The organism is Brevundimonas goettingensis (genome assembly GCF_017487405.1).
In the GTDB taxonomy this organism is placed as follows: domain Bacteria; phylum Pseudomonadota; class Alphaproteobacteria; order Caulobacterales; family Caulobacteraceae; genus Brevundimonas; species Brevundimonas goettingensis.
In genome coordinates this window covers 1,343,152-1,369,241 of record NZ_CP062222.1, presented here as the reverse complement: position 1 = coordinate 1,369,241, position 26,090 = coordinate 1,343,152, and the positions used below count along the sequence as shown (strand labels likewise).

Sequence of the window (26,090 nt, the reverse complement as noted above, 5' to 3'; positions counted from 1 at the left end):
GGATGCTGGACCGGATCATCGACGCCTCGGTGCGTTTCCGCTGGTGGGTGGTGGGCATCGCCTGCGTCCTGGCGGTGCTGGGCGCGCGAGAGCTGCTCAAACTGCCCGTCGACGCCGTGCCCGACATCACCAACCGTCAGGTGCAGATCACGACCGTCGCCCCGGCGCTTGGGCCCGAGGAGGTGGAGCGGCAGGTGACCTTCCCGCTGGAGACCGCCCTGGCGGGCCTGCCCGGCCTGACCGGAACCCGCTCCCTGTCGCGCCACGGCTTTTCCCAGATCACCGCCGTCTTCACCGACAGCACCGACATCTATTTCGCGCGTAATCTGGTCAACGAGCGCATCCAGTCGGCGCGCGAGGACCTGCCGGGCGGGGTCTCGCCGTCGATGGGGCCGGTCGTGACCGGTCTGGGCGAGGTCTATATCTGGACCCTGGAGTTCAAGGGTGAGGCCGCGAAGACCGGCGTCCCCTATGTCACACCCGAAGGCGAGCGGCTGGTCACCGACGCGGAGAAGGCGACATACCTGCGCACCGTTCAGGACTGGATCGTCGCGCCCCAGCTGAAGACCGTGCCGGGCGTCGCCGGGGTCGATGTGCTGGGCGGCTATGTGAAGGAATATGCGGTCCATCCCGACCCGGCGCGGCTGGCGGCCTATGGCGTCGGTCTGGTGCAGTTGGTCGAGGCGCTGGAGCACGCCAACCGCATCGCCGGCGCGGGCTACGTCAACCGCGCGGGCGAGGCCTATATCGTGCGCGCCGACGCCCGGGTGAAGTCGCTGGCCGAACTGGCCGAGACCCCGATCCTGAACCGGGGCGGGCAGGTGATCCGGGTGTCGGACGTGGCTGCGGTCGAGACCGGCCGGGCGCCGCGTCTGGGGTCGGCCAGCGTCGATGGGCGCGAGACCGTGGTCGGCACCGCCCTGATGCTGCAGGGCGAGAACTCGCGTGAGGTGGCGCATCGGGTCGGGGAGCGGCTGAAATCCATCGCGCCGAGCCTTCCGCCCGGCGTCGCCGTGGTTCCGGCGCTGGACCGGACCGAACTGGTCGAGGCGACCATCCGGACGGTGGAGCACAATCTGGCGCTGGGAGCCCTGCTGGTCATCGCCGTGCTGTTCCTGGCGCTCGGCAATGTGCGAGCGGCGATCATCACCGCCCTGGTGATCCCTCTGGCCTTCCTGTTCGCGGCCTCGGCCATGAACCGGTTCGGGATCAGCGCCAATCTGCTCAGCCTCGGGGCCCTGGACTTCGGCCTGATCGTCGACGGCGCCGTGGTGGTGATCGAGAACACCCTGAGGCGGCTCGGGATCAAGCGGCATGAGACGGGACGGCCGCTGACTGTCGCCGAACGGCTGTTGGTGGCGGCCGAGGCTGCGCGCGAGATGGCTCGGCCCGCCGCCTTCGGTCAGGCCATCATCCTGCTGGTCTATGCGCCCCTGCTGATGTTCGAGGGGGTGGAGGGCAAGATGTTCGGGCCGATGGCCGCGACCGTCATGCTGGCGCTGCTGGCCGCCTTCGTCCTGAGCTTCACCTTCGTACCCGCCATGGCCGCCCTGTGGGTCAAGGAGCCGAAGGAAGACCACGAGGAGACCCGCCTGACCCGCGCGGCCAAGGCGCGTTACCGGCCCCTGCTGGAATGGGCCGTCGCCCGGCCGCAAGCGGTGCTGGGCGGGGCCGGCCTCGCCCTGCTGGCCGGTGTCATCGCCTTCCTGATGCTGGGCCGGGAGTTCGTGCCGACGCTGGATGAAGGGGATGTGCTGGTCCAGGCCATGCGCGTGCCCTCGACCTCTCTGGAACAGAGCCAGGCCATGCAGTTCAAGGTCGAGACGACGCTCAAGGCCATGCCCGAGGTGGAGCGGGTCTTCACCCGCACCGGTACGGCCGAGGTGGCGTCTGACCCCATGCCGCCCTCCATCTCGGACACCTTCGTCATCCTGAAGGACCGCAAGGACTGGCCGAACCCGAACCTGCCCAAGGCCGAACTGGTCGAGCGGATGGAGGGGCAGCTTGGGACGCTGCTGGGCAATGCCTATGAGTTCACCCAGCCGATCCAGATGCGGTTCAACGAGCTGATCGCCGGGGTGCGCTCCGACGTGGCGGTCAAGGTCTATGGCGACGACTTCGCCGCCATGAGCCGGACGGCCAATGAGATCGCGACCATCCTGAACGGCATTGAGGGGGCGGCCGACGTCAAGGTCGAGCAGATCAGTGGACAGCCGACCATCACCGCCGGGGTCGACCGGACACTGGCGGCGGCGCAGGGGATCCACGCCTCCGACGCCGCCGACGCCCTGGCTATCGCCTTCGCCGGCCAGACTGCGGGGCAGGTCAATGAGGGCGACCGCCGCTTTGACGTGGTGGTGCGGCTGGCCGACGACCTGAGGAACGATCCGGCGGTGATGGGCCAGCTGCCGGTCATGCCGGAGGAGGAAAAGTCCGGGGCGCCGACCGTCCCCCTGTCGTCGGTCGCGCGCTTCGACCTCGCCGAGGGGCCGAACCAGATCAGCCGCGAAGACGGCAAGCGCCGCATCACGGTTCAGGCCAATGTCCGCGGCCGCGATCTGGGGAGTTTCGTGAAGGAGGCGCAATCGAAGATCGACGGCAAGGTCACGCCGCCGCCGAACGGCTGGCTGGACTGGGGCGGGCAGTTCGAGAACCTGCAACGGGCCTCGGCGCGGTTGGGGCTGATCGTGCCGATCGTCTTCCTGACCATCGGCGGGCTGTTGGTGCTGGCGTTGCGGTCATGGAAGGACGCCGCCCTGGTGTTCGCGGGCGTGCCGCTGGCCCTCGTCGGCGGAGCGCTGGCGCTGCTGGCCCGAGGCATGCCGCTGTCGATCTCGGCGGCGGTGGGCTTCATCGCCGTGTCCGGCGTCGCCACGCTGAACGGCCTCGTCCTGATGCAGGGCATTCGCGAGCGGCTGGACGCCGGGACCGAGCCGGCAAGCGCCGTGGTCGAGGGGGCGGTCGGGCGGCTGCGAGCCGTTCTGACCACGGCCTTGGTGGCGGTGCTGGGCTTCGCCCCCATGGCTTTCGCCATCGGGGCCGGGGCCGAGGTGCAGAAGCCCCTGGCCACGGTCGTCATCGGCGGCCTGATCACCGCGACCTTGCTGACCCTGATCGTCCTGCCCGCCATGGCCGCGGTCCTCGCGCGGCGCGGTTCCGGCCCGGAGGCGGTCAGCGATTGAGGGATTGGCGGACAGGGTGGGATTCGAACCCACGGTGGGCTTCCACCCACGGCGGTTTTCAAGACCGCTGCCTTAAACCACTCGGCCACCTGTCCATCCGGACGTCGCACGGTGGGCTGGGCCGCGCGGAGGGGCTCCTTAGCAGCGAAAGGCCCGGTTAACCAAAACGGAAATTTTCTCGTCCACACTGAAGGCTCGGGATCGGCCCGAGACTTCCGGACGGACCATGCGGTCAGGATCGCTGAAAGGCGTTATACGAGCGGCGGCGGTGGCGGCGGCGACCGCCACACTGGCCGCCTGCGCCGGCGTGCCCGGGATGGGCGGCGCGGGTCGTCCGCGCATTCCCGTGGTCACAGATCCGGCCCCGATCGTGCCTGGAACCATGCGGCCCTATCAGGTGCGCGGGCGCTGGTATAGGCCGATGAGCGACGCGCGGGGCTATGACGAGACGGGCCTGGCCTCCTGGTACGGCGACCAGTTCAACGGGCGGCCGACCTCGACCGGCGAGCGCTTCGACATGCATGGCCTCAGCGCCGCCCACAAGACCCTGCCGCTGCCGGCCTTGGTCGAGGTGACCAATGAGGCCAACGGCCGCTCCATCGTCGTGCGCGTCAACGACCGGGGGCCCTTCGTCGACAACCGCATCATCGACCTGTCGCGCGGCGCGGCGGAAGAGCTGGACCTGCTCTCGCGCGGCGTAGGGGAGGTCAGGGTCCGCTATCTGGGTCCGGCCCCACGCGGCGGCGGCACCGGCATGGGCGGCGGCTATCAGATCGCCGCCAACGACCGACCGACCCGCCCGCCCCCGCAGGCGAGCGGCCCGGGCGACCGGTTCTGGGTCCAGGCAGGGTCCTTCCAGGATTCGACCCTCGCTCATCTGGCGGCCGAATCGCTGGGCTCGAGGGCCACGGTGAACACCGCCTCGATCGACGGTCAGCGCTATTTCCGCGTCCTCGTGGGCCCGTGGGACGACGCCAACGCCGCCGAGCGCGAGCGCCAGTCCATCGTGGCGCGGGGCGTGCGCGACGCCCTGCTCATTTCCGGCCGCTGATCGGCCTCCCGGGGTTGGCGCCCCGCGCCCGGGTCTTCATCATGGGCGGGTGACCACCCATCCCCGCGACCGTTTCGACCTGCAGCCGTCTTCCGAAGCCGAAGCCGCCTTCGAGGACGCGCGCCTGCGCGGCCGGCTGCACCACGCCTGGCTGCTGTGCGGGCCGGAAGGGGTGGGCAAGGCGACCTTCGCCTATCGCGCCGCCCGCCGCCTGCTGGGCGCCATGCCCGACCCGTCGCGCGGCGTTCTCGGCGCCCGGCCCGACGATCCGGTGTCCAAACTGATCTCCGCTCAGGCCCATCCGGACCTTCTGGTGCTGGAGCGGCTGGTCGAGAACGGCAAGACCAAGAAGTCGATCTCCGTCGATCAGGCGCGCGACCTGCCGGAGTTCTTCTCCAAGAGCCCGTCCCAGGCCCAGGCGCGGGTGGCGATCATCGACGCCGCTGACGACCTTAATGTTAATGCAGCCAATGCCTTGTTGAAGATTCTTGAGGAACCGCCGGAACATGGCGTCCTGCTGATGGTGACCCATGCGCCGGGACGGCTGCTGGCCACCATCCGCTCGCGCTGCCGCCGTCTGGCGTTTCCGGTCTGGTCGCGGCACGCCCTGGCCGAGCTGGTGCTGGACCGGTCGGGCGTCGATCCGGACGAGGCCGACCGGATCGCCGCCATGGCCGGGGGCTCGCCCGGTCAGGCTCTGGCGCTGAGCGCCGGCGCGACCTCGGAGGCCGACCAGCTGGCGCGGCGCTGGGTGTCGGAGCCCTCGCTGGACCGGGCCGAGGCCCTGGCCGTCGCCGACGGTTTCCGCGGCGCGGAGGGTCAGGCGAAGTTCGACATGGTGCTGGACCGGCTCATCGCGGCGGTGAAGGCACAGGCGCTGCAGGCAGAAGCGGGGCAGGGGGCCGCGGCCTGGGCCGAGCTCTGGGGCCGGCTCAGCGAGCTGCCGGACCGGACGGCGGGGCTGAACCTCGACCGTGGCGACGCCCTGGCGGGCGCCCTGGCCGACGTCGCCCGCACGCGCAGGATCGCCAATCTTCAGGGACTGGGCTGATGATCATCGACAGCCACGTCAATCTGCACGCGCCCCAGTTCGATGAGGACCGCGACGAAGTCATCGTCCGCGCCCGCGAGGCCGGGGTGCAGATGATGGTCGAGATCTCGGACAAGCTCTCGACCTTCGAGGCCACCCACGCCCTGGCCATGGCCCATGACGATATCTGGTGCACCGTCGGGGCCCATCCGCATGAGGCCAAGGACCATACGGCCATGACGGCGGCCGATCTGGTCGAGCTGGCGCAGCGGCCCCGCGTGGTCGGCATCGGCGAATGTGGGCTGGACTTCCACTACGACCTGAGCCCGCGCGACATCCAGGCCGAGGTGTTCCGCCGCCATATCGAGGCCGCGCGCGAGACCGGCCTGCCGCTGGTCGTCCACACCCGCGAGGCCGACGAGGTCATGGCCGCGATCCTGAAGGAGGAACAGGGCAGGGGGGCGTTCAAATTCCTCATGCACTGCTATACCAGTGGTCAGGAACTGGCGGATATCGCTCACGAACTTGGCGGATGGTTCTCGGTTTCTGGCATCGCCACCTTCAAGGCGGCCGAAGAGGTCCGGGCGGTGGTCCGCACCATGCCGGCCGACCGGATCATCGTCGAAACAGACTGTCCGTACCTGGCGCCCATGCCGCACCGGGGCCGCCGCAACGAGCCTGCCTATGTGGGTCATGTGCTCGACAAACTGGCCGAGATCCGCGGCTGGGACCGGACCGAGGCCGAGGCCCGGACGACGACAGCCTTCTTCGATCTGTTCGACCGCATCCCGAGGCCGAGTTAAACCGATGGATGAAGTTGCGGCTCTAGAGATCACAATTCTGGGCTCAGGGTCGTCCGGCGGCGTGCCGCGCGGCGACGGCGACTGGGGCGCCTGCGATCCGGCCGAACCGAAGAACCGGCGCACGCGCTGCTCGATGCTGGCGCGCCGACAGGGGCCGGACGGCGTCACCCATGTCCTGATCGACACGTCTCCGGACCTGCGTCAGCAGATGCTGGCGGCGAAGGCGACCTCGGTGGATGCGGTTCTCTATACCCACGACCATGCCGACCAGACCCACGGCATCGACGACCTGAGGGTCTTCGCCATCCGCCGGCGGGCGCGGATTCCGGCCTGGATGGATCAGGCGACGGCTGACGCGCTGCAGCCGCGGTTTCCCTACATCTTCGAAAGCCAGTTCGGCTATCCGGCGCTGCTGGATCTCAACCTGATCCCGCCGCATGGCGATCGCTGGAGTGTTAACGGGCCCGGCGGTGAAATCCCGGTCGTGACCTTCGATCAGGCGCACGGACCGATCCGGTCGGTCGGCTATCGGCTTGGCGACGTCAGCTATTCCAGCGACGTGTCCGGTCTGGATGATGCGGCCATCGCGGCCGTGCGCGGATCGAAGCTCTGGATCGTCGACGCGCTGCGCTGGACGCCGCACCCGACGCACGCCACGGTCGATCAGGCCCTGGACTGGATCGCACGCGCCGAGGTCGAACGCGCCGTGCTGACAAACCTGCACATCGACCTTGATTACAATGATTTGAGCGCCAAAGTTCCGGCTAACGTTGAGGTCGGATACGACGGCTGGGCCGCGTCCATTCCGCTGTGACCCCATCGCTAATTTCGCATAATATATCTTAGGCGATAAAAGATAGTGTAGCTTCGGGCCGGCTCTGCGGCCCCTTCTGACAAGGATTTCGATCATGGCCGGCCTCAAGGACAAGCGCGGGTTCATCGACAAGGACCGGCTGGACCTGTCGGAGCGTCAGGCCGTCGAATACTGGATGAAGCGCTGGGGCGTGACCAGGGACCAGATCACCGCCGCCCACCGCAAGGTCGGCCGGATGACCAAGGACATCGCGGCCGAACTGGGCAAGAAGCGCTAGGCCCCTCACCGTGGTGCTTCAGGGCTTCCGTTCCACCCGCGCGCCCTCCAGACGCGGCGGACTGTTGTACCTACGGGCGCTGGCGGCGACATAGTCGGCGAAGGCCTGAGGCGTCTTCAGGACCTCGCCCTCGCTCCAGCCGGCGGCCAGCATGTAGCGATAGGTCCCGTCGGCCCGGGCCGGGATGCGATAGACGTGGTTGCCGCCGCGCGTCTCCACGAACTGATAGCGGCCGTTTTCGTCGTCGGGGACCACCAGCGCCGTGCCAGCGTAGAGGATCGGCGCCTGCTGCTGCAGGCCCTCGACATCGTCGGGATTGCGCAGAGCTTCCGGAGCGGCGGTGACCACCTGATTGCTATCCTGAACCACAAAGTTTTCTCCCGGACGCTTCCGGATGCCGACCGCGAAATCGGCGCCCTGGCCCCCCGGCCGCCAGGTCAGGAAGCGGGCCTCGGCGGTCGTATAGTTCTGGCCGGCCCAGGCGGAATAGGTCTGTTCGAGGGCATAGGTCCCCTGCCCCGTGTTCCAGTTCATCGTGCGGATGCGGACCATGCTGCGCACCGGCCCGTTGGTTACGACCTCGAAGGCATAGCGGGTGTCGGACTGCTGGCCGCTGTTGAAGCGATGCTCGAGATCAGCCGTGGGCGAGAAGCGCGGCCGTTGCAGCACATCGCCCTCGAACACCCCGATGCCGCCGCCGCCGAAGCTGTCGTCGACCGACTGGATGTCTGCGCCATAGTCCGGGTTCTCGGCCGAAACGCCGTATCCGTCGAGGTTGCCCATATAGAGCCGGTTCGACATCAGGAGCGGCTTGCGCTTGGCGTAGATGTCGATGTCGGTCGGAAACCACAGCTTCCAGCCCACATTCTCGCTCTCCCAGAAGGGCACGGTGTGGCGCATGTAGGAGCCGATGGCGGCGTGGGTGCGGTGCGGGTTCCAGCCGCGCTGCTGGAAGCCGCGATAGACGTAGAAGCGCTTGTGTTCCCCCGCCTTGAGGTCCGCGACGAAGACCAGCTCGTCCCAGATCCCGTCCTTGTCCAGGTCGTCGAACTGATAGTCGAGCGCCCGGCCGTTCGTCTCGCCGCGCCGCTCGTGCGGTCCCTGACGCGCCAGCACCGCCGCCGAGGGCTCGGGACGCGGTTCGCCGTCCGGGTCGACCACGGTGGCGGTCAGTTCCTGTATGTCGGCCAGCATCGGCAGCTGGTCGCGGCGCAGGACGATGGGCTGACCCTTGCGGTCCTCGCTCAGGTCATTGGCGATGACGATCTCGACCCGCTCGACGGGGATGAAGTCGCCTTGCGTGTACCAGCTGGGGCTTTGGGCGAAGGCCGACCCCCCTGCCCCGCCGAGCGCCAACCCTGCGGCCGTGGCGGTCCAAAGCATCCGTCCCATCGTCGTCCTCCCTCGGTCTCAAGCCGATTTGTATGACGAATGTCGATGATAGACGACGGAATGTCTACCGGTGTCAGTGACGCATTCCTTCACCGCTCATCCCGGCGAATGCCGGGATCCAGATGACAAGTCGGGCGCGCAGAGTTTCACGCAATCGGGACCGTGCGTCTCCCGCCGTGCCTGGATCTGGATCCCGGCATTCGCCGGGATGAGCGGTGTGGGGTTAGAGGTGGATCGTCCTGCCGTAGGCGTCCAGCGCCGCCTCATGCATGGCTTCCGACATGGTCGGGTGCGGATAGACGATGCCGTGGATGTCTTCCTCGGTCGCTTCCATGGTGATGGCGGTGACATAGCCCTGGATCATCTCGGTGACCTCGTGGCCGATCATATGGGCGCCGATCAGGGCGCCGGTCTTCGCATCGAAGATGACCTTGACGAAGCCGTCGACCTCGCCCGCCGCCACGGCCTTGCCGTTCACGCGGAAGGGGAAACGTCCGACCTTGACCTCGCGCTTCGTCTCGCGCGCGCCTTGTTCGGTGACGCCGACCGAGGCGACCTGGGGCTGGGTGTAGGTGCAGCCGGCGATCGGCGAGACGACGTTCGGGGTCTTGTAGCCGGCGATATATTCGGCGGCGTGGATGCCCTCGTGCGAGGCCTTGTGCGCCAGCCAGGGGGCGCCGGCGCAGTCGCCGATGGCGAACAGGCCCTTCACATTGGTCTGGCAGTGGCTGTCGACGACGATATGGCCGCGGTCCAGTGTGACGCCCAGCGCCTCCAGACCGATGCCGTCCGTGTTGGCGGTGATGCCCACGGCCGAGATGCAGACTTCGGCCTCCAGGCTCTCGGCCTTGCCGCCGATCTCGACGTCGACCTTCACGCCCGAGGCGGTCTTGGTGACCTTCGACACCTTGGCGCCGACGCGGAACTTGATGCCGCGCTTCTCGAACGACTTCTGGGCGGCCTTGGAGACCTCCTCGTCCTCGACGGGCATGATGCGGTCCACGGCCTCGACGACCGTCACCTCCGAGCCCAGAGCGCGGTAGAAGCTGGCGAACTCCAGACCGATGGCGCCCGAGCCGATGACCACGAAGGTCCTGGGCAGTTTCTTCGGGGCCAGGGCGTCGCGATAGGCCCAGATCTTGTCGCCGTCGGCCTCAAGGCCGATCTGCGGCAGGGCGCGGGCGCGGGCGCCGACGGCCAGCATGACTGCCCTGGCCTCGACCGTACGCGAGCCGCCGGCCTTCAGATCGATGACGACCTTGGGAGCTCCGGCGGCCTTCTCCAGCTTGGCCGAGCCCTCGATGACCTCGATCTTGTTCTTCTTCATCAGGAAGGCGACGCCCTTGTTCATCGTCGCCGCCACGCCGCGCGAGCGCTGGATGATGGCGTCGAAGTCGAAGGTCGCGCCCGAGGCGCTGAGGCCGTAGTCCTTGAGGTGCGACAGGCTCTCGAACTTCTCGCCCGACTTGAGCAGGGCCTTGGTCGGGATACAGCCCCAGTTCAGGCAGATGCCGCCCAGGTTCTCGCGCTCGACGATGGCGACCTTCTGGCCCAGCTGCGCGGCGCGGATGGCCGCGACATAGCCGCCGGGGCCCGAACCGATGACGATGAGATCGAATTCAACAGCCTGGGAAGGGGTGGGCATGATCAGATCAACTTCTCTATGTCGGCCTGGATCGCCGAGGGTTCAGTCTGGGGGGAATAGCGGGCGACCACCCTTCCCTCCCGGTCGGTCAGGAATTTGGTGAAGTTCCACCGGATGGCCTTCGAGCCGAGGAAGCCGCGCTTCTGGCTGGTCAGCCAGGCGTAGAGCGGATGCCGGTTCGGGCCGTTGACCTCGACCTTGTCGAACAAGGGGAAGGACACTTCGTAGTTGGTCGAGCAGAAGGTCGCGATCTCGTCCGCCAGTCCGGGCTCCTGATTGCCGAACTGGTTGCAGGGAAAGCCCAGGACTTCGAACGGCTGGTCCGCGAACTGGCGGTGCAGCGTCTCCAGACCGGCGTACTGACCGGTGAAGCCGCATTTGGACGCCGTGTTCACGATCAGCAGGGCCTGACCGCGAAACCGGTCGAAGGAGACCGGCTCGCCGTCGAGGGCCACAGCGCTGAAGTCATAGACCGAGGCCATGTCTGACCTCAGGCCAGCATCGTCACGGGGTCTTCGATCAGGGGCTTGAAGGCCTGCAGGAAGCGGGCGCCGGTGGCGCCGTCCACCACGCGGTGATCGCAGGTGACGGTGACCGTCATCACGGTCGCCACGGCCAGCTGGCCATTCCTGACGACCGGACGCTGCTCGCCCGCGCCCACGCTCATGATCGCGCCCTGGGGCTCGTTGATGATCGAGGAGAACTGCTTGATCCCGAACATGCCCAGGTTGGACACCGAGAAGGTGCCGCCCTGGAACTCTTCCGGCTTCAGCTTGCGCTCGCGCGCCCGCTTGGCCAGATCCTTCGACTCTACAGCTATTTGCGACAGGGTCTTGGTTTCGGCCTTGAAGATGATCGGGGTGATCAGACCGCCGTCGATCGCCACTGCCATCGCCACGTCGGCGTGGTGGTGCATGGCGATGCCCTCGGGGCTGTAGCTGGCGTTTGCCTCCGGCACCGCCTTCAGGGCCATGGCGGCGGCCTTGATGACGAAGTCGTTGACCGAGACCTTGACGCCCGACTTCTCGAGCAGGGCGTTGACCTTGGTCCGCGCGGCCAGCAGGGCGTCGATCTCGACGTCGATGGTCAGGGGGAAGTGCGGGACCTGCTGCACCGACTCGACCATGCGGCGGGCGATGGCCTTGCGCATGCCGTCCAGCGGGATGAGGTCGTAGCTGCCGTCCGGAATGCCCATCTGGGCCAGGGACTGGACCTTGCGGAACTCCGGCGAAGGCGCAGCGGCGGCTGAAGCGGGCTTGGCGGCCCCACCCTTGCCGGCGGCTTCGACGTCGCGCTTGACGACGCGGCCGTGCGGGCCGGTGCCGGCGATGGTCTTCAGGTCCAGACCCGCCTGGGCGGCCAGACGGCGCGCCAGCGGCGAGGAGAAGACGCGTTCGCCGGAAGCGGCCTTTGCAGGCGCGGGGGCAGCGGCGGGCGCCGGCGCGGCAGCGGCCGGAGCAGCAGCGGCGGGCGCAGCGGCCTTGGGAGCCTCAGCCGCAGGAGCAGCCTTGGGCGCGGGGACAGCGGCGCCGCCCTCGTCCTTCAGACGGGCGATCGGGGTGTTGACCTTCACGCCCTCCGTGCCTTCCGGCACCAGGATGTCGGTGATCTCGCCCTCGTCGACGGCCTCGACCTCCATCGTGGCCTTGTCGGTCTCGATCTCGGCGATCACGTCGCCGGCCTTGACCACGTCGCCGGCCTTGACGTGCCATTTGGCCAGGACGCCCTCTTCCATGGTGGGAGACAGGGCAGGCATCAGGATGTCGGTCATCAGGCATTGCCTCCCTTCAGGGCGGTGGGTTCGGCGACGGTGGCGACGTTGTCGGCCTTGATCACCCCGCTGAGCCCCTGGAGAATACGGTTATAGGCCGCCTTCTCGTCGTGTCCGTGCCGCACGGCATAGCCGTGGGCCATGTGGCGGGCCGCGATGGCCAGCAGTTCGCCGAACTGGGCCGGGTCGCTGAACGCGGGCTTCACCGCCATGACCGGCTCGTCCTTGGACCACCAGATCCGGATCAGCTCGATGGCGCCGTCATCGGCCGCCACGCTGTCCGGAACGGTCAGCAGGTTTTCCAGGGGTTCGCTCACGCCATCACCGCCTTCACGGCCGCGACGATCTTGTCCACGCCCGGCAGGGAGAGGATTTCGAGGTTGGCGGCGTAGGGCAGCGGCACGTCTTCCTGGTGGACCCGCAGCGGCGGGGCGTCGAGGTAGTCGAAGGCGTGTTCGATGACACGGGCCACGACCTCGGCGCCGACGCCCATCGGACCCCAGCCTTCCTCGGCCGAGACCAGACGGCTGGTTTTCTTGACGCTGGCGACGATGGTCTCGTGGTCCAGCGGACGCAGGGTGCGCAGGTCGATGACCTCGCAGCTGATGCCTTCCTCGGCCAGCTTTTCGGCGGCCTGCAGGGCGAAGCCGACCATGCGGGCGTGGGCCGTGATGGTGACGTCGGTCCCCTCGCGGCGGACCTTGGCCTTGCCGATCGGCACGATGTAGTCCTCGACCTCGGGCACGTCGAACTCGATGCCGTACATCATCTCGTGTTCGAGGAAGACGACGGGGTTCGGGTCGCGAATCGCGGCCTTGAGCAGGCCCTTGGCATCGGCCGAGTCATAGGGGGCGACGACCTTCAGGCCGGGCACCTGGGCGTACCAGGCGGAATAGTCCTGGCTGTGCTGGGCGCCGACGCGGCTGGCGGCGCCGTTCGGACCGCGGAACACGATGGGCGCGCGGATCTGGCCGCCCGACATGTACAGCGTCTTGGCCGCCGAGTTGATGATGTGGTCGATGGCCTGCATGGCGAAGTTGAACGTCATGAACTCGACGATCGGCTTCAGGCCCGACATGGCGGCGCCGACGCCCAGGCCGGCGAAGCCGTGCTCGGTGATCGGGGTGTCGACGACGCGGCGGTCGCCGAACTCCTGCAGAAGCTCGCGGCTGACCTTATAGGCGCCCTGATACTGGGCGACTTCCTCGCCGATCAGGAAGACGGCCTCGTCGCGGCGCATTTCCTCTGCCATGGCGTCGCGCAGGGCGTCGCGCACGGTCGTCTTGACCAGCTTCGTGCCCTCCGGGAACTCCGGATCGCGCAGTTCGCCCTTGGGTGCGGCGACCGGGGCGGCGGCGGCGGATTTGGCCTCGGCGGCCTCTTCCTGCGGCGCTTCAGCGGGAGCAGGAGCGGCTTCAGCGGCAGGCGCGGCGGCAGCCGGGGCCTTGGCGCCCGCGTCGTCGCCGGACAGACGGGCGATCAGGGCGTTGACCTTCACGTTCTCCGTGCCTTCAGGCACGAGGATTTCCAGCACCTCGCCCTCGTCGACGGCCTCGACTTCCATCGTGGCCTTGTCGGTTTCGATCTCGGCGATGACATCACCGGCCTTGACGGTGTCGCCGGCCTTGATGTGCCATTTCGTCAGCGTGCCCTCTTCCATGGTGGGGGACAGCGCCGGCATCAGAATATCGGTCACGGATCAGGCCTCTACGTAGACGTCGGTATAGAGCTCGGACGGATCCGGCTCCGGGCTCTCTTGAGCGAACTGCACGGCCTCGGCGACGATGGCCTTGATCTCGTTGTCGATCGCCTTCAGCTCGTCCTCGGTGGCCTTGGCCTCCTCCAGCAGCATCTTGACGTGATCGATCGGGTCGCGGGTCTTCTTGACCTCGTCGACCTCCTCCTTGGACCGGTATTTGGCCGGATCGGACATGGAGTGGCCGCGGTAGCGGTAGGTCTTCACCTCGAGGATGAAGGGGCCCTCGCCCGCACGAGCCCGGGCCACGGCGCGTTCGACCGCATCCTTGACCGCCAGAACGTCCATGCCGTCGACCTGCTCGCCCGGGATGCCGAACGAGGCGCCCCGCATGTAGAGTTCGGTCGTGGACGACGAGCGCTCGATGCTCGTGCCCATGGCGTACTGGTTGTTCTCGATGATGTAGATGGCCGGCAGCTTCCACAGCTGGGCCATGTTGAAGCTCTCGTAGACCTGGCCCTGGTTCGAGGCCCCGTCGCCGAAATAGACGAAGGCGACCGAGTCATCGCCGCGGTACTTGCCGGCGAAGGCCAGGCCGGTGCCGAGCGCCACCTGGGCGCCGACGATGCCGTGACCGCCATAAAAGCCGGTCGGCACGTCGAACATGTGCATCGAGCCGCCCTTGCCCTTGGACGAACCGCCCGAGCGACCGGTCAGCTCGGCCATCACTTCCTTGGGGTCCATCCCGGCGGCCAGCATGTGGCCGTGGTCGCGATAGCCGGTGATGATCTTGTCGTGGCCTTGCTTGACACTCTCCTGAACGCCGACGGCGACGGCTTCCTGGCCGATGTACAGGTGGCAGAAGCCCCCGATCAGGCCCATGCCGTACAGTTGGCCCGCGCGCTCCTCGAAGCGGCGGATCAGCACCATCTCGCGATAGTAGCGAAGCAGATCTTCTTTCGACGCCGTGGGCGTGTTCGGGATCTTGTCGGTCTTTGCCGCGGGTTTCGCGGCGGTCTTAGCGGAGGGGGCTTTCGCCATCCGGCATCTCCCGGCTGAACCCCGAAGAACCACACTGGCTTCAGGGCTTCTTATCGTTACGGAAAGCGGCTTTAGCAGCCTTCGATCAGATAACGCAAAGCGAGCCGGTCCGGCTGTAACAATAGTTCAGGAAGCCATAACTTTTGTGCTCGGCGCCGCGGAGGCCGAAACATGGACCACATAGTCGCGCGGGTCGGCGAAACCGAGCACGACGCGGGCCCGCTCCTCGAGCAGGTCGCGCGACAGGCTATTGGTTCGCAGATAGCGGGCGCGGACCTCCAGGTCGGCGCGTTTCTGGCTAAGCTCGGTGAGCTGGGCCTCGCGCTCGGCCAGCAGGGCGTCGCGGGCATGGCCACTGAGCAGGCCCCGCTCACCCGTCATCGCCTGAACGCCGAGGTAGGCGAACAAAAGCAACAGGAAGGCGGACAGGGAATACGGTTTCATCCGTTCGGGCAAAGCGAACGCTCCTTCTGAGCGTGGGTACAGTTGCCTGAACATGACCGAAAATGCCTAACAAACGGTAGCTTGGCCATAAGTTCGTAACCTTTGTTTCAATCGTGAAACCGGGATTCGACGAACCGCGAATGGGCGGGCTTGCAGGCAGTCTAAAACAGACAGTCCCGCGTGTCGGGGCGACCGACGCGCGGGACTGTGCAGGAACGACGATTGTCGGTGGACAGGCCGCGAGCGCCCCCCCCTTCCCTTTTTATTTCAGCAACATGCCGTCGCCGTAATAGGCGCCCTGGTCGCCCAGCATCTCTTCGATGCGGAGCAGCTGGTTGTACTTGGCCGTACGATCCGAGCGCGCGAGCGAGCCGGTCTTGATCTGTCCGCAGTTGGTGGCGACGGCCAGGTCGGCGATGGTCGAGTCCTCGGTCTCGCCCGAACGGTGGCTCATCACCGAGGTGTAGCCGGCGCGGTTGGCCATATCGACCGCATCCAGGGTCTCCGAAAGCGTGCCGATCTGGTTGACCTTGATCAGGATCGAGTTGGCCAGGCCCTCGCCGATGCCGGCGGCCAGACGGGCCGGGTTGGTCACGAACAGATCGTCGCCGACCAGCTGGATACGGTCGCCCAGACGCTCGGTCAGCAGCTTCCAGCCGTCGAAGTCGTCCTCGGCGCAGCCGTCCTCGATCGAGACGATCGGGAAGCGCTCGCACAGGTCGGCCAGGTAGCCGACCATGCCGTCGGCGTCGAAGGACTTGCCTTCGCCGGTCAGCTCGTACTTGCCCTTCTTGAAGAACTCGGTCGAGGCGACGTCGAGGCCCAGATGGAAGTCCTCACCGGCCAGATAGCCGGCCGACTGGCCCGCCTTGGTGATGAAGCTAAGCGCTTCCTCGGCGGAGGCAAGGTTCGGGGCGAAGCCGCCCTCGTCGCCGACGTTGGTGTTGTGGCCCGCGTCCTTCAGGGCCTTCTTCAGGGCGTGGAAGATCTCCGAACCCATGCGCAGGGCTTCCGAGAAGCTCTCGGCGCCGGTCGGCAGGATCATGAACTCCTGGATGTCGATCGGGTTGTCCGCGTGCATGCCGCCGTTGATGATGTTCATCATCGGGGTCGGCAGGACCCGGGCCGAGACGCCGCCGACGTAGCGATACAGCGGCAGGCCGGCCGAGATGGCGCTGGCCTTGGCCACGGCCAGCGAGACGCCGAGGATGGCGTTGGCGCCCAGGCGGCCCTTGTTCTCGGTGCCGTCCAGCGCGATCATCGCTTCATCGATGCGGCGCTGGTCTTCGGCGTCCATGCCCGACAGGGCGTCGAAGATCTCGCCGTTGACGGCGTCGACCGCGTTCTGGACGCCCTTGCCGCCCCAAAGCCCCTTGTCGCCGTCGCGCAACTCGACGGCCTCGTGTGCGCCCGTCGAGGCGCCCGAGGGCACGGCGGCGCGGCCGAAGGAGCCGTCATCCAGGGTCACATCGACCTCGACGGTAGGGTTGCCACGGCTGTCGAGGATCTGGCGGGCGACGATGTCGGCGATGTCGGTCATTAGGCGCGGCTCTGGCGGATGATTTCGGGAATGGTCCCGGGTTTAGCCCGCGACCGCTCAAACTCAAACCCAGAACCGGCGCTGTGACAGAATGAGAGCGGTGTCAGCCGCAGCTTTCGGCCAGCTGGATCGACGGGCCGCCCGCATGGACCGCCGCGACCTTGCCGTCGGCGCCGACCTCGTAGCGGACGCCGCGCGCCTCGGGATCGGCGACATACTGGGTCGAGCCGCCCCTGGCCCAGACATAGAGGTCCTGGGCCGGGGCCGGTTCGTATTTGGCGGGCTGGACGATGACGCCGCCGCCATAGGCCGCCTTGATGGCCGAGCCTTCCGAGCCGACGCCGAACCCCCTGGCCGTCTTCACCGTCGCGCCTTCGTGCAGACTGATGCGGGTGACGTGGCCCGCCTCGGCCATGACGACCAGACCGACGGGCGCGCGCGACGGGTGGAAGATGTTGCAGCCCGACGGGTCGTTGATGGGGGTGTCGGACATGCCGGACAGGGCCTGGACCTCGCCCACGCTCTGGCCGATGCGAATCATGCCGATGCCGTCGGGCGTCAGCAGATTCGGATCGGCGGGGGCCTCTTCGGCGGGCGCGCGGGTCACGGCGACCTCGGCCGTCTCTGCCGGCTTCGACCGGTCACAGGCCGCCAGGATCGCGACGGGCGCGAGGACGGCGACGGTAGTCAGGACGACGGCGCGGCGAATCATGGGCGGGCTCCGGGGATCGAAGCCGGACTGTAACGCACGAAAACGGCGCGCGAGGCTATCGCGCGCCGTTCAATTCCCGGTCAGCCGCATCAGCGGCCAAGCGCCTGAAAAGACTAGTCTTCCTTGGGCGTCAGAACCTGACGGCCGCGGTAGGTGCCGGTCTTCAGGTCGATGTGGTGCGAGCGGCGCAGCTCGCCCGTGTCCTTGTCCTCGGTGTAGGCGTTCGAGGTCAGGGCGTCGTGGGCGCGGCGCATGTTGCGACGCGAGGGGGATACTTTGCGCTTCGGAACAGCCATGTCCGTCTCAATCTCAGGGCTCGGCGCTCCCGGAAGGGAAACGCGAAAAACAGAAGCGGCGGCCCATCGGTGAGCCGCCTGCGAGCGGGGGCTTATGCCGGAACCCGCCGTAAGTTTCAAGAGGCTGTTTCGCCTCTCAGGAACCCTGATCGACCAGCCGTTCCGCGACCGCCTCGCCGATGGCGAGAGAACTGGTCAGGCCGGGGCTTTCGATGCCGAACAGGGCCATGAGGCCGTCGATGCCATGGTCCTCGGCGCCGCGCAGCTGGAAGTCGGGCTGGGGCTCGCCGGGGCCATGCAGCTTGGGCCGGATGCCCGCGTAGTCGGGCGTCAGGGCGCCGTCGGGCAGGCCCGGCCAGAAGCGGCGAATGTAGCGGGCGAACTCCTCGGCCTTGGCCGGGTCGACGGAGTAGTCCTCGGTCTCGACATAGACGAGGTCCGGCCCGAACACAGCCTGACCGCCCAGATCCTTGCGATAGTGGGTGCCGAGCGCCCCGGCGATGGGCGGCGGATAGATGAGCCGGTCGAACGGCGCCTTGCCCGTCAGGCGGAAGTAGACGCCCTTGCCGAAATGACCGGCCGGGATGCGGTCGGCCGGGAAGCCCTCGATCAGGGCGGCGACGTGCTGGGCTTGCAGCCCCGGCGCGGTGACCAGAAGCCGGGTCGTCAGGGTGGCGCCGCCCTCCCCTCCGGCGACGATCGTGAAGCCGCCGCCCGGCAGGAGCTCGGCGCGCTCGAACGGCGTCGACAGGACGACCGAACCGCCCGCGTCCTCGATCTCGCCCTGCAGGGCCAGCATATAGTCGTGGCTGGCGAACAGGCCGCTCTCGGGCGACAGGATGGCGGCGTGTGCGTTGAGGGCCGGCTCCATGGCCCGCGCCTGGGCGCCCGTCAGATGCTCCAGCCCCTCGACGCCGTTGGTCTTGGCCTGCTGGAATATCTGCTCGATATGCTCGACCTCGCCTTCCTCCGTCGCCACGACCAGCTTGCCGCATTTGCGGTAGTCGATCTTGTGGCTTTCGAGGAAGGCGTAGAGCGCCCGACGGCCCTCGACGCAGAAGCGGGCCTTCAGCGAGCCGGTCGGATAGTAGAGGCCGCCGTGGATGACCTCGGAGTTCCGCGAGGAGACGCCCTGACCGATATGGCCTTCCTTCTCCAGCACCAGGACGGTCAGGCCGCGCTTCGCCAGCGCCCGTCCACAGGCGAGGCCCACGGCCCCTGCCCCCACCACGGTCACGTCGAAGTCGAAGGCCATGGTCATCCGTACCTGCGTTTCGCCTCGGCCTCGAAGCTGGAGATCAGCTTGGAGACGGCCAGATCGAAGTTGGCCTGGAGCATCGCGTTCAGGATCGGGCTCCTGAAGGCGAAGTCGATCATGAACTCCAGCCGTGTCCCGGCCGGGTCCTCATGGAAGTCCCAGCGGTTCTTCAGATGTTTGAACGGCCCGCGGATCAGGCCGACCTCGACGCGCGGCAGGTTGGTGTCATGGCGCACCCAGGTCGAGAACCGCTCCTTCAGGAAGGAGAAGCCCACCTGGGCCTCGGCGTCCAGCAGGGTCACGCCGGGCGCTTCCTCGCGCACGTTCCAGACGCGCATGGAGGTCACCCACTTCACAAACTCGGGATAGGCGCGCACATCCGCCACCAGCGTGGCGAGCTGGGCGGGTTCGTAGGGCAGGATGCGGGTGACGCGGTGGAGAGCCAAACTCAGTCTGTCGGTCGGGGAGCGGCGACGCTCGGCGGATTGGGAGAAAGCCGTTCCAGAACGTCGATCCCGTTGGTCATGCCGATAAACAGCACGCACCAGAATGCCAATGGCACAAGCTCGGCCGCAATGACGATAGCCGCCAGCTGAAGGCGACCGGTCCTGCGCAGCACCAGGGCGATGAGGGCGATCCCGACCACAACGGCGACATAGGTCAGCCAGACCGGGTTGGCGCTCAAAGGCAGAGGCCCGGCCGTCAATGTCGTCAGCAGGGCGACATCGGCGAAAGCCGCGAAGAGCCCGATCCGGAACAGAAGGCTCCAGGCCGGGGCGGCGTCAGTACTCAACGCCTGTTCTGACCTTCGCGGGCGGCCTTCAGGCGGGCGAAGTCGTCGCCGGCGTGGTGGGAGCTGCGCGTCAGGGGGCTGGACGAGACCATCAGGAAGCCCTTGGCCCGGGCGATGGCCTCATAGGCCTTGAACTCTTCCGGCGTTACGAAGCGCTCGATGGCCGCGTGCTTGCGGGTCGGGGCCAGGTACTGACCGATTGTGATGAAGTCGACGCCGGCGGAGCGCATGTCGTCCATGACCTGCATGACCTCCTCCTTGGTCTCGCCCAGGCCGACCATGATGCCGGACTTGGTGAACTGGTTGGGGTCGCGCTCCTTGACCATCTGCAGCAGGCGCAGGGAGTGGAAGTAGCGGGCGCCGGGCCGGATCTTCAGATAGAGGCGCGGCACGGTTTCGAGGTTGTGGTTGAAGACGTCGGGCTTCGCATCGATCATCACCTCGGCCGCCCCGTCCTTGCGCAGGAAGTCGGGCGTCAGGATCTCGATGGTGGTCTGGGGCGCCTGCAGGCGGATCTGGCGCACGACCTCGGCGAAGTGGACGGCGCCGCCGTCGGCGACGTCGTCGCGGTCCACCGAGGTGATCACCACGTGGTTCAGGCCCATCTGCTGGACGGCCAGCCCGACCTTGCCGGGCTCTTCCGGATCCAGCGGCTGGGGCAGGCCCGTCTTGACGTTGCAGAAGGCGCAGGCCCGGGTGCAGGTGTCGCCCATGATCATCAGGGTGGCGTGCTTCTGGCTCCAGCACTCGCCGATGTTCGGGCAGGCCGCCTCTTCGCAGACCGTCACCAGTCCCTTGGAGCGGACGATGTCCTTGGTCGCATTGTACTGGCCCGAACCGGGCGCCTTGACCCGCAGCCAGTCGGGCTTCTTGAGCACCGCCGATTCCGGGCGGTTCTGCTTCTCGGGGTGACGCAGGGCCGAAGGCGACGTCTTCAGGGTGTCGATCAGGGTGACCATGGCCGGTATTTCGTCTTTCCGGGCCCGGAAGGCAAGGCAGGCGGCCAGCACGACTGGTTTCAGCGTTCGCAGGCGGGAACGGCTTCACGCGACGTAACTTATCTTTTCAAGCCGCGCCGAGGGCACTAGGTTCCGCCGCCTGATGCGAGGGAGCCGTGCGAGCTTCCCGGAGGAGATTACCGCTTGCCGTTCGCCCCGAACTCCAGCGCCCTTAAGCCGGCCGTGTATGAAGAAACCCTGTTCGACGCCCTGATCGCGGCGCGGGCCCGGTTCGGCGACAAGGAGATCCTGGAGGACCAGGACCGCAAGCCCCTGACCTACACCGGCCTGATCCGCGCCGCCTTCGTGCTGGGCCGCAAGATCGCCGCCATGACCGAGCCGGGCGAGCGGGTCGGGGTGCTGCTGCCGTCGTCGATGGGCGTTGTGGTCACCTTCTTCGGCCTGCACGCCTTCGGCCGGGTGCCGGTGATGCTCAACTTCACCGCCGGCGAGGCCAATCTGAAGGCGGCGCTCCAGACCTCGGGCGTCAAACGCATCCTCTCGGCCAAGCGCTTCATCCAGCAGGCCAAGCTGGACGAGCTGACTGACGCCCTGGGCAAGGTCGCCGAGATCACCTGGCTGGACGACGTTCGCGCCACCATCGGCCTGCCCGACAAGCTGTTCGGCCTGGCCGCCGGCATCGCGCCCAAACGCTTCCGCACGAAGACCGATCCGGACGGCCCGGGCGTGGTCCTGTTCACCTCGGGCAGCTTCGGCGCGCCCAAGGGGGTGGTGCTGAGCCAGAAGAACCTGGTCGCCAACGCCCGTCAGGTGGCGCTGCACATCGACCTGAAGCCCGAATGGGTGATGTTCAACCCGCTGCCGACCTTCCACTCCTTCGGCCTGACGGGCGGGGTCATTCTGCCGCTGCTGCAGGGGATGAAGGCGTTCGAGTATCCCTCGCCGCTGCACGCCAAACAGATCACCGACCTGCTACCCCAGGTGAAGGCCTCGATCCTGTTCGCGACCGACACCTTCCTGAACCAGTACGCGCGCGTCGCCGAGCCCGGCGACTTCGCCACCCTGCAGTTCGCCGTCGCCGGGGCCGAGAAGGTCCGCGACGAGACGCGTCACCTGTTCAACACCAAGTTCGGCGGGGTGATGGTTCTGGAGGGCTACGGCGCCACCGAGGCCGCGCCTGTCGTCGCCGTGAACCACCCGGATCGTAACCGGCCGGGTTCGGTCGGCCAGATCCTGCCGGGCATCGAATACCGGCTTGAGGAAGTCCCCGGCATCACCGGCGGCGGCCGTCTGTACCTGCGCGGCCCGAACGTCATGGAAGGCTATATCTCCCCCGACGACCCGGAGGGGCTGGATCCGCTGGCCGACGGCTGGCACGACACCGGCGACATCGTCGACATCGACGAAGAGGGCTATGTCACCATCCTCGGCCGGGTGAAGCGCTTCGCCAAGATCGGCGGCGAGATGGTCTCCCTGACCGCCGTGGAAGGCCTGGCCTCGGCCGTCTGGCCCGACAACCGCCATGCTGTCGTCGCCGTCCCCGACAGCCGCAAGGGCGAGAAGCTGGTGTTGGTCACGGACCACAAGGACGCCTCCTCGGGCCGCCTGTCCGAATGGGCCCGCGACCACGGCGCCCCCGAACTGGCCATCCCCAAGAAGATCATCACCGTCGCCGAGGTCCCCGTGCTGGGCACCGGCAAGACCGACTATGTGGCGATCCAGAAGATGGTCGAGGCGGCCTGACCATCCGCAATGACCGATCGCGGCTGGGTCCACGTCCACAAGGGGCTTGAAGGCGACGACGCCAAGGTCGGCGGCCTGTCGGTGTGGAAGCATCAATGGACACGCGTCGGCTCGACGGACCCATTGCCGCACAACGGCGAGGCCGTGCCGGTCTATGAGATCGGCGGCCCGCCTTGGCCGAAGCCCGTAACCTTCGCCGCGACCGAGGCGTCCAACGGCGTGTGGTCGTTCTGGGAGCCCGCCCCCTAGCCGATCCGCACGCCCGTCATCGAGATCGAGCCGCCAGTAATCTCGTCGTTGAAGAAGGTCACCGGTTCGCCGAGCTTCTGCTGGGCGGCGATGTAGAGCAGCGGCAGATAGTGTTCGTCAGTCGGGACGCTGAGCTCAGCCTCCTCGGCGAGGTCGACCCAGTCGATCAGGGCGTCGTGATCGCCGCTGACGAAGGCCGCCTTGACCGCGTCGTTGAAGCTGGTCGCCCAGGGATAGGGGCCGTCGTCCCCGGTCCGCTTCCAGGTGCGCAGGTTGTGGACGAAGTCGCCGGAGCCGGCGATGACAATCCCCTCCTCCCGCAGCGGGCGCAGGGCCTTGGCCAGCTCATAGTGCTGGCGCGCGGTCAGGTCGCGGTTCAGGGACAGCTGGACAACGGGCACATCCGCCTCCGGCCAGACATGGACCAGGACCGACCAGGTGCCGTGGTCCAGACCCCATTGCTCGACGGGCATGGCGCCGGCCAGTTCGGCGACGCGCGCCGCCAGCTCCGGCGATCCCGGTGCAGGGTACTGGACCGCATGCAGCGCCGGCGGGAAGCCGCCGAAGTCATGGATGGTCTCAGGCCGCGCCTGGGCCGTGACGCCCAGCCCACGGGTCTCCCAGTGGGCCGAGATCATGACCACGCCCTTCGGCTTGCCGACCGCCTCGCCCAGGTCGCGCCAGGCGGCGGTATAGGGACCGCCCAGCGCGTTCATCGGAGAGCCGTGACCAAAGAAGATCGCCGGTTGGGTCGTCATGGCCTAGCCGTGCAGCTTCTTCGCGATCTCGGCGATGTGCTTGCCCTGGTGGCGGGCGCCGCCGAGGTCGATGTCCGAAGGCTGACGCGAGCCGTCGCCGCCGGTGATGGTGGTGGCGCCGTAGGGGCTCCCGCCGTGGATGGCTTCCAGCGTCATCTGCTCCTGATAGTTATAGGGCAGGCCGACGACGACCAGGCCGTGGTGCAGCAGGGTCGGGATGAAGCCGAGGATGGTCGATTCCTGGCCGCCGTGCTGGGTCGCGGTCGAGGTGAAGACGCCGCCGACCTTGCCGATCAGGCCGCCCGAGAACCACAAGCCGCCAGTCTGGTCCCAGAAGGCGCGCATCTGCGAGGCGACGGTGCCGAAGCGGGTGCCGGCGCCGACGATGATGGCGTCATAGTTCTTCAGGTCGTCGACGGTGGCGATCGGGGCTTCCTGATCCATCTTGTAGTGGGAGGCCCTGGCCAGCTCGTCCGGCACGGTCTCGGGGACGCGCTTGATGTCGACGGTCACGCCCTCGACCGAGCCCGCGCCTTCGGCGACGGCCTTGGCCATCGTCTCGAGGTGGCCGTAGGTGGAATGATAGAGAACCAGAACCTTCGCCATGGGGCGCTCCTTGAGAATGAGGGACGCGGTTCAGTAACAGCGTCGGTAGCGGATTTAGCTCATCCCGCGCGCGGTTCAAGCCTCAAGGTCGAAACTCTGGGTTTCGGGATGGGGTTTCGGAAACGGACACAACTGGTCGTAAAAAGCGGAGTGCGCAGGCATTTTCTGGCCGCGCGACAGGCGGAATCGATGCTCCACCGCGGTCGCCTGCTGCTCGATGTTGAGATGGTCCCAGCCGCAGGCCGGATCAAGTGGGTAGGCGTAGGAGGCGGCGCTGTCACCCGCCTTGAGCTTGGCCAGCAGCAGGTTCACGCCGTTCAGGGCCTGCCAGACGTGGACCAGCTCATGGATCAGTGTGGCTTGCAGCGAGACGGGCGCGAGCGCGATGTCGGCGGGCAGATCTCGCCCCGGCCAGACGATCCAGCCCCTGCCCCACAGCATGCCTGGCACGAAGGCGCGCTCGAACGGGCTGGCCAGCAGCCGCACGGTCTCCAGCGGGATAGCCTCGGCGAAGACGGAGCGGGCCAGCCCCTGTTCGCCGGTCGTCAGAGGCCGCGTTCTCGGCATCAGGCGGTCGGCGGGCCGAAGCGGTTGGGCTCGGGTTGTCCCGCACCGCTCAACTGGATGATCAGGGTGAGGAGCACCGCCAGATAGCAGATGTTGTTCAGGAAGATGGCGAGGAACAGCCGCATGTCGGGCTCCACGCCGGTCGTGATCTCGTTCATCACCGCCGGTACGGCGACCAGACCGAAGGTGAGGAACGGCAGGGGCGCGAGACCCCAGAAGGCCGACCTCCCGCGGTCATGAAGCCGCCGGGCGACCGCCGCAGCCAGCAGCACCACGGCCGCGATCACCATCCCGCCCAGGATCCAGAACAGGACGCCGAAGTCCGGTATGAACTCGGGATGAGAGCCTTCGATCGCGATGGAGGTGGAGCCGTCCGCGGTGGTTACGGTCGCCTGGTCCGGATGGGCCTCGGCATAGGCGGTCATCTGGCTGACCATACACCCGAAGACCGAGCCGACGGCCACGAACCAGATCAGGATGATCCCGCCCACGACGCACGCCGCCCAGGGCCAGAACTGGCCGCGTGTGTCACGGCCCTTGAAGTCGGTCAGGCGGCTCAGATTGTGCGTGATCGGGTTGGGCATGGGTCAGGATCCTGCGGCGTAACGGGCGGCCGAGGTCCCGACAAACTCCCAGTGCCAGGGCTCGTAGAGGTAGGGGACGAAGCCGAAGCGGGCGGCGTTGGCGACGAGCCAGCGGTAGGTGGGGCCCCGCGTCATGTAGAGACGGCTGGCGGGATCGGTGGAGTCGACGCCCATCCCCTCCATATGGCCGACATAGAGGTCGACGGCGGCGCCGGTGCGGTGGGGCGAACAGGCGGCGCGGCGGACGCCGTCGCAGTTGGCCTCGGCGGCGCAGCGGGCGGCGTCGGCCTCCGGGTCGCGGAAACCCGAGAAGATCTGCAGCAGCTCGGGATCAGCGGCGATGGCCGGGACCTCGCGCCGGGCGGCGGCGGCCATGGCGCGATAGGCCTCGAGGGTGTCGCGGCGCAGCAGGCGGGTCAGGCGGTCGGCGTGCTCCTCCTCCGGCGAGAGGTAGCCCAGCTGGTTCAGCGGCGGCGGCTCGGGGCATTCGTCGCGGGTCCGGGCCATGACGAAGGGCCGGCGCTCCTGCAGCACGCCCTTGAGCACCGCGAAGGTCTCCTGATCGAAGACGCCGGTCGGAGTCAGGGCGTAGCGCCCCTGGAAGGCGGCGAGCGCGGCGGCGAAGTCGGGCGTGCCGGGGGCGCAGTCGGTGCGCAGCTCGCGCTGCAGCAGGGGGAGATAGGTCTCCCAGCCCATCTCCGGCTTGCCGAAGGGCGACCATTCGAGGGTGTAGACCGAGACCGCGTTGGAGAAGGCCGGGCCCGACCACGGCGCTCCGGAGCGGTCGCAGGACTGGGCGTTCGCCGCGCCCGCGACGGCCATCAGCGACAGGGCTCCGAGAGCCGACAGGAAGGCGCGCATACCCATGCGGCGAGGAAG

At 67.7% G+C, this 26,090-nt stretch carries 28 protein-coding genes and 1 tRNA gene; 8 read left to right on the top strand and 21 right to left on the bottom strand.

The window, feature by feature from the left end; genetic code table 11:
- Positions 1–2 precede the first annotated feature (2 nt).
- Positions 3–3,182: an efflux RND transporter permease subunit gene (locus tag IFJ75_RS06820; RefSeq protein WP_207931850.1), complete on the top strand. Its 3,180-nt coding sequence runs from the start codon at positions 3–5 to the stop codon at positions 3,180–3,182.
- A gap of 5 nt (positions 3,183–3,187) precedes the next feature.
- On the opposite strand, the gene IFJ75_RS06815 is transcribed toward IFJ75_RS06820, so the two are convergent.
- Positions 3,188–3,277 (bottom strand) — tRNA-Ser (locus IFJ75_RS06815).
- 131 nt (positions 3,278–3,408) lie between these two features.
- Here IFJ75_RS06815 and IFJ75_RS06810 point away from each other — a divergent pair.
- The 5 genes from IFJ75_RS06810 (at position 3,409) to IFJ75_RS06790 (ending at position 7,157) form a co-directional block, all read left to right on the top strand.
- The gene (locus IFJ75_RS06810) at positions 3,409–4,233 is read left to right on the top strand and encodes a septal ring lytic transglycosylase RlpA family protein (RefSeq protein WP_207931849.1); all 825 of its coding nucleotides are present in this window, start codon (positions 3,409–3,411) and stop codon (positions 4,231–4,233) included.
- Positions 4,234–4,282: 49 nt separating this feature from the next.
- Complete coding sequence (locus tag IFJ75_RS06805) at positions 4,283–5,284, top strand: DNA polymerase III subunit delta' (RefSeq protein ID WP_207931848.1); 1,002 nt, start codon at positions 4,283–4,285, stop codon at positions 5,282–5,284.
- Complete coding sequence (locus IFJ75_RS06800; RefSeq protein ID WP_207931847.1) at positions 5,284–6,066, top strand: TatD family hydrolase; 783 nt, start codon at positions 5,284–5,286, stop codon at positions 6,064–6,066. Before IFJ75_RS06805 ends, IFJ75_RS06800 begins: the two co-directional genes overlap by 1 nt.
- Positions 6,067–6,070: 4 nt before the next feature.
- The gene (locus IFJ75_RS06795; RefSeq protein WP_207931846.1) at positions 6,071–6,880 is read left to right on the top strand and encodes an MBL fold metallo-hydrolase; all 810 of its coding nucleotides are present in this window, start codon (positions 6,071–6,073) and stop codon (positions 6,878–6,880) included.
- Positions 6,881–6,974: 94 nt separating this feature from the next.
- Positions 6,975–7,157 (top strand): DUF3606 domain-containing protein, encoded by a 183-nt coding sequence (locus tag IFJ75_RS06790; protein WP_047413801.1) that lies wholly within the window; start codon positions 6,975–6,977, stop codon positions 7,155–7,157.
- An 18-nt stretch (positions 7,158–7,175) separates the two neighbouring features.
- Here the strand turns inward: IFJ75_RS06790 and IFJ75_RS06785 are convergent, their stop codons facing one another.
- From IFJ75_RS06785 to lipA, 15 genes are all read right to left on the bottom strand, one after another.
- Entirely contained in the window at positions 7,176–8,549 is a 1,374-nt protein-coding gene (locus IFJ75_RS06785; protein WP_207931845.1) for a DUF4861 family protein, read from the bottom strand.
- A 223-nt stretch (positions 8,550–8,772) separates the two neighbouring features.
- The gene (gene lpdA, locus IFJ75_RS06780) at positions 8,773–10,194 is read right to left on the bottom strand and encodes a dihydrolipoyl dehydrogenase (RefSeq protein ID WP_207931844.1); all 1,422 of its coding nucleotides are present in this window, start codon (positions 10,192–10,194) and stop codon (positions 8,773–8,775) included.
- Positions 10,195–10,196: 2 nt separating this feature from the next.
- Positions 10,197–10,676: a glutathione peroxidase gene (locus IFJ75_RS06775; protein WP_207931843.1), complete on the bottom strand. Its 480-nt coding sequence runs from the start codon at positions 10,674–10,676 to the stop codon at positions 10,197–10,199.
- Between the two features lie 8 nt (positions 10,677–10,684).
- Positions 10,685–11,968, bottom strand: coding sequence for a pyruvate dehydrogenase complex dihydrolipoamide acetyltransferase (locus IFJ75_RS06770; RefSeq protein ID WP_207932507.1), 1,284 nt, complete (start codon positions 11,966–11,968; stop codon positions 10,685–10,687).
- Positions 11,965–12,282 carry a DUF5076 domain-containing protein gene (locus IFJ75_RS06765; RefSeq protein WP_207931842.1) on the bottom strand — a complete coding sequence of 106 codons (318 nt, stop codon included), beginning with the start codon at positions 12,280–12,282 and terminating at the stop codon, positions 11,965–11,967. Before IFJ75_RS06765 ends, IFJ75_RS06770 begins: the two co-directional genes overlap by 4 nt.
- Positions 12,279–13,661, bottom strand: coding sequence for a pyruvate dehydrogenase complex E1 component subunit beta (locus IFJ75_RS06760; protein ID WP_207931841.1), 1,383 nt, complete (start codon positions 13,659–13,661; stop codon positions 12,279–12,281). Before IFJ75_RS06760 ends, IFJ75_RS06765 begins: the two co-directional genes overlap by 4 nt.
- Before the next feature lie 3 nt (positions 13,662–13,664).
- Positions 13,665–14,702: a pyruvate dehydrogenase (acetyl-transferring) E1 component subunit alpha gene (gene pdhA / locus IFJ75_RS06755; protein WP_207931840.1), complete on the bottom strand. Its 1,038-nt coding sequence runs from the start codon at positions 14,700–14,702 to the stop codon at positions 13,665–13,667.
- 126 nt (positions 14,703–14,828) lie between these two features.
- Positions 14,829–15,146: an FtsB family cell division protein gene (locus IFJ75_RS06750; protein WP_207932506.1), complete on the bottom strand. Its 318-nt coding sequence runs from the start codon at positions 15,144–15,146 to the stop codon at positions 14,829–14,831.
- 262 nt (positions 15,147–15,408) lie between these two features.
- Complete coding sequence (gene eno / locus IFJ75_RS06745; RefSeq protein WP_207931839.1) at positions 15,409–16,686, bottom strand: phosphopyruvate hydratase; 1,278 nt, start codon at positions 16,684–16,686, stop codon at positions 15,409–15,411.
- A gap of 103 nt (positions 16,687–16,789) precedes the next feature.
- Complete coding sequence (locus IFJ75_RS06740; protein WP_207931838.1) at positions 16,790–17,398, bottom strand: hypothetical protein; 609 nt, start codon at positions 17,396–17,398, stop codon at positions 16,790–16,792.
- A 113-nt stretch (positions 17,399–17,511) separates the two neighbouring features.
- Entirely contained in the window at positions 17,512–17,694 is a 183-nt protein-coding gene (gene rpmF, locus IFJ75_RS06735; RefSeq protein ID WP_207931837.1) for a 50S ribosomal protein L32, read from the bottom strand.
- 136 nt (positions 17,695–17,830) lie between these two features.
- Complete coding sequence (locus IFJ75_RS06730) at positions 17,831–18,949, bottom strand: NAD(P)/FAD-dependent oxidoreductase (RefSeq protein ID WP_225897094.1); 1,119 nt, start codon at positions 18,947–18,949, stop codon at positions 17,831–17,833.
- Between the two features lie 2 nt (positions 18,950–18,951).
- A complete protein-coding gene (locus IFJ75_RS06725) occupies positions 18,952–19,398 on the bottom strand; it encodes a type II toxin-antitoxin system RatA family toxin (RefSeq protein WP_207931835.1) in 447 nt (148 codons plus the stop codon).
- A gap of 2 nt (positions 19,399–19,400) precedes the next feature.
- A complete protein-coding gene (locus IFJ75_RS06720; RefSeq protein ID WP_207931834.1) occupies positions 19,401–19,745 on the bottom strand; it encodes a hypothetical protein in 345 nt (114 codons plus the stop codon).
- Positions 19,742–20,704, bottom strand: coding sequence for a lipoyl synthase (lipA, locus tag IFJ75_RS06715; RefSeq protein ID WP_207931833.1), 963 nt, complete (start codon positions 20,702–20,704; stop codon positions 19,742–19,744). The genes IFJ75_RS06720 and lipA overlap by 4 nt, the downstream gene beginning before the upstream one ends.
- 183 nt (positions 20,705–20,887) lie before the next feature.
- On the opposite strand from lipA, the gene IFJ75_RS06710 reads away from it, so the two are divergent.
- Both IFJ75_RS06710 and IFJ75_RS06705 read left to right on the top strand, forming a co-directional pair.
- A complete protein-coding gene (locus IFJ75_RS06710; protein ID WP_207931832.1) occupies positions 20,888–22,447 on the top strand; it encodes an AMP-binding protein in 1,560 nt (519 codons plus the stop codon).
- A 9-nt stretch (positions 22,448–22,456) separates the two neighbouring features.
- A complete protein-coding gene (locus IFJ75_RS06705) occupies positions 22,457–22,696 on the top strand; it encodes a hypothetical protein (protein ID WP_207931831.1) in 240 nt (79 codons plus the stop codon).
- Here IFJ75_RS06705 and ygiD read toward each other — a convergent pair.
- The 5 genes from ygiD to IFJ75_RS06680 form a co-directional block, all read right to left on the bottom strand.
- Positions 22,693–23,454: a 4,5-DOPA-extradiol-dioxygenase gene (gene ygiD / locus IFJ75_RS06700; RefSeq protein WP_207931830.1), complete on the bottom strand. Its 762-nt coding sequence runs from the start codon at positions 23,452–23,454 to the stop codon at positions 22,693–22,695. The genes IFJ75_RS06705 and ygiD overlap by 4 nt on opposite strands.
- 3 nt (positions 23,455–23,457) lie before the next feature.
- Positions 23,458–24,060, bottom strand: a complete 603-nt coding sequence (wrbA, locus tag IFJ75_RS06695) for an NAD(P)H:quinone oxidoreductase (protein ID WP_207931829.1) — start codon at positions 24,058–24,060, stop codon at positions 23,458–23,460.
- Positions 24,061–24,135: 75 nt separating this feature from the next.
- Positions 24,136–24,627, bottom strand: coding sequence for a hypothetical protein (locus IFJ75_RS06690; RefSeq protein WP_225897027.1), 492 nt, complete (start codon positions 24,625–24,627; stop codon positions 24,136–24,138).
- Positions 24,627–25,211, bottom strand: coding sequence for a DUF805 domain-containing protein (locus tag IFJ75_RS06685; RefSeq protein ID WP_207931828.1), 585 nt, complete (start codon positions 25,209–25,211; stop codon positions 24,627–24,629). Before IFJ75_RS06685 ends, IFJ75_RS06690 begins: the two co-directional genes overlap by 1 nt.
- A gap of 3 nt (positions 25,212–25,214) precedes the next feature.
- Positions 25,215–26,078, bottom strand: coding sequence for a M15 family metallopeptidase (locus tag IFJ75_RS06680; RefSeq protein WP_207931827.1), 864 nt, complete (start codon positions 26,076–26,078; stop codon positions 25,215–25,217).
- Positions 26,079–26,090 lie beyond the last annotated feature (12 nt).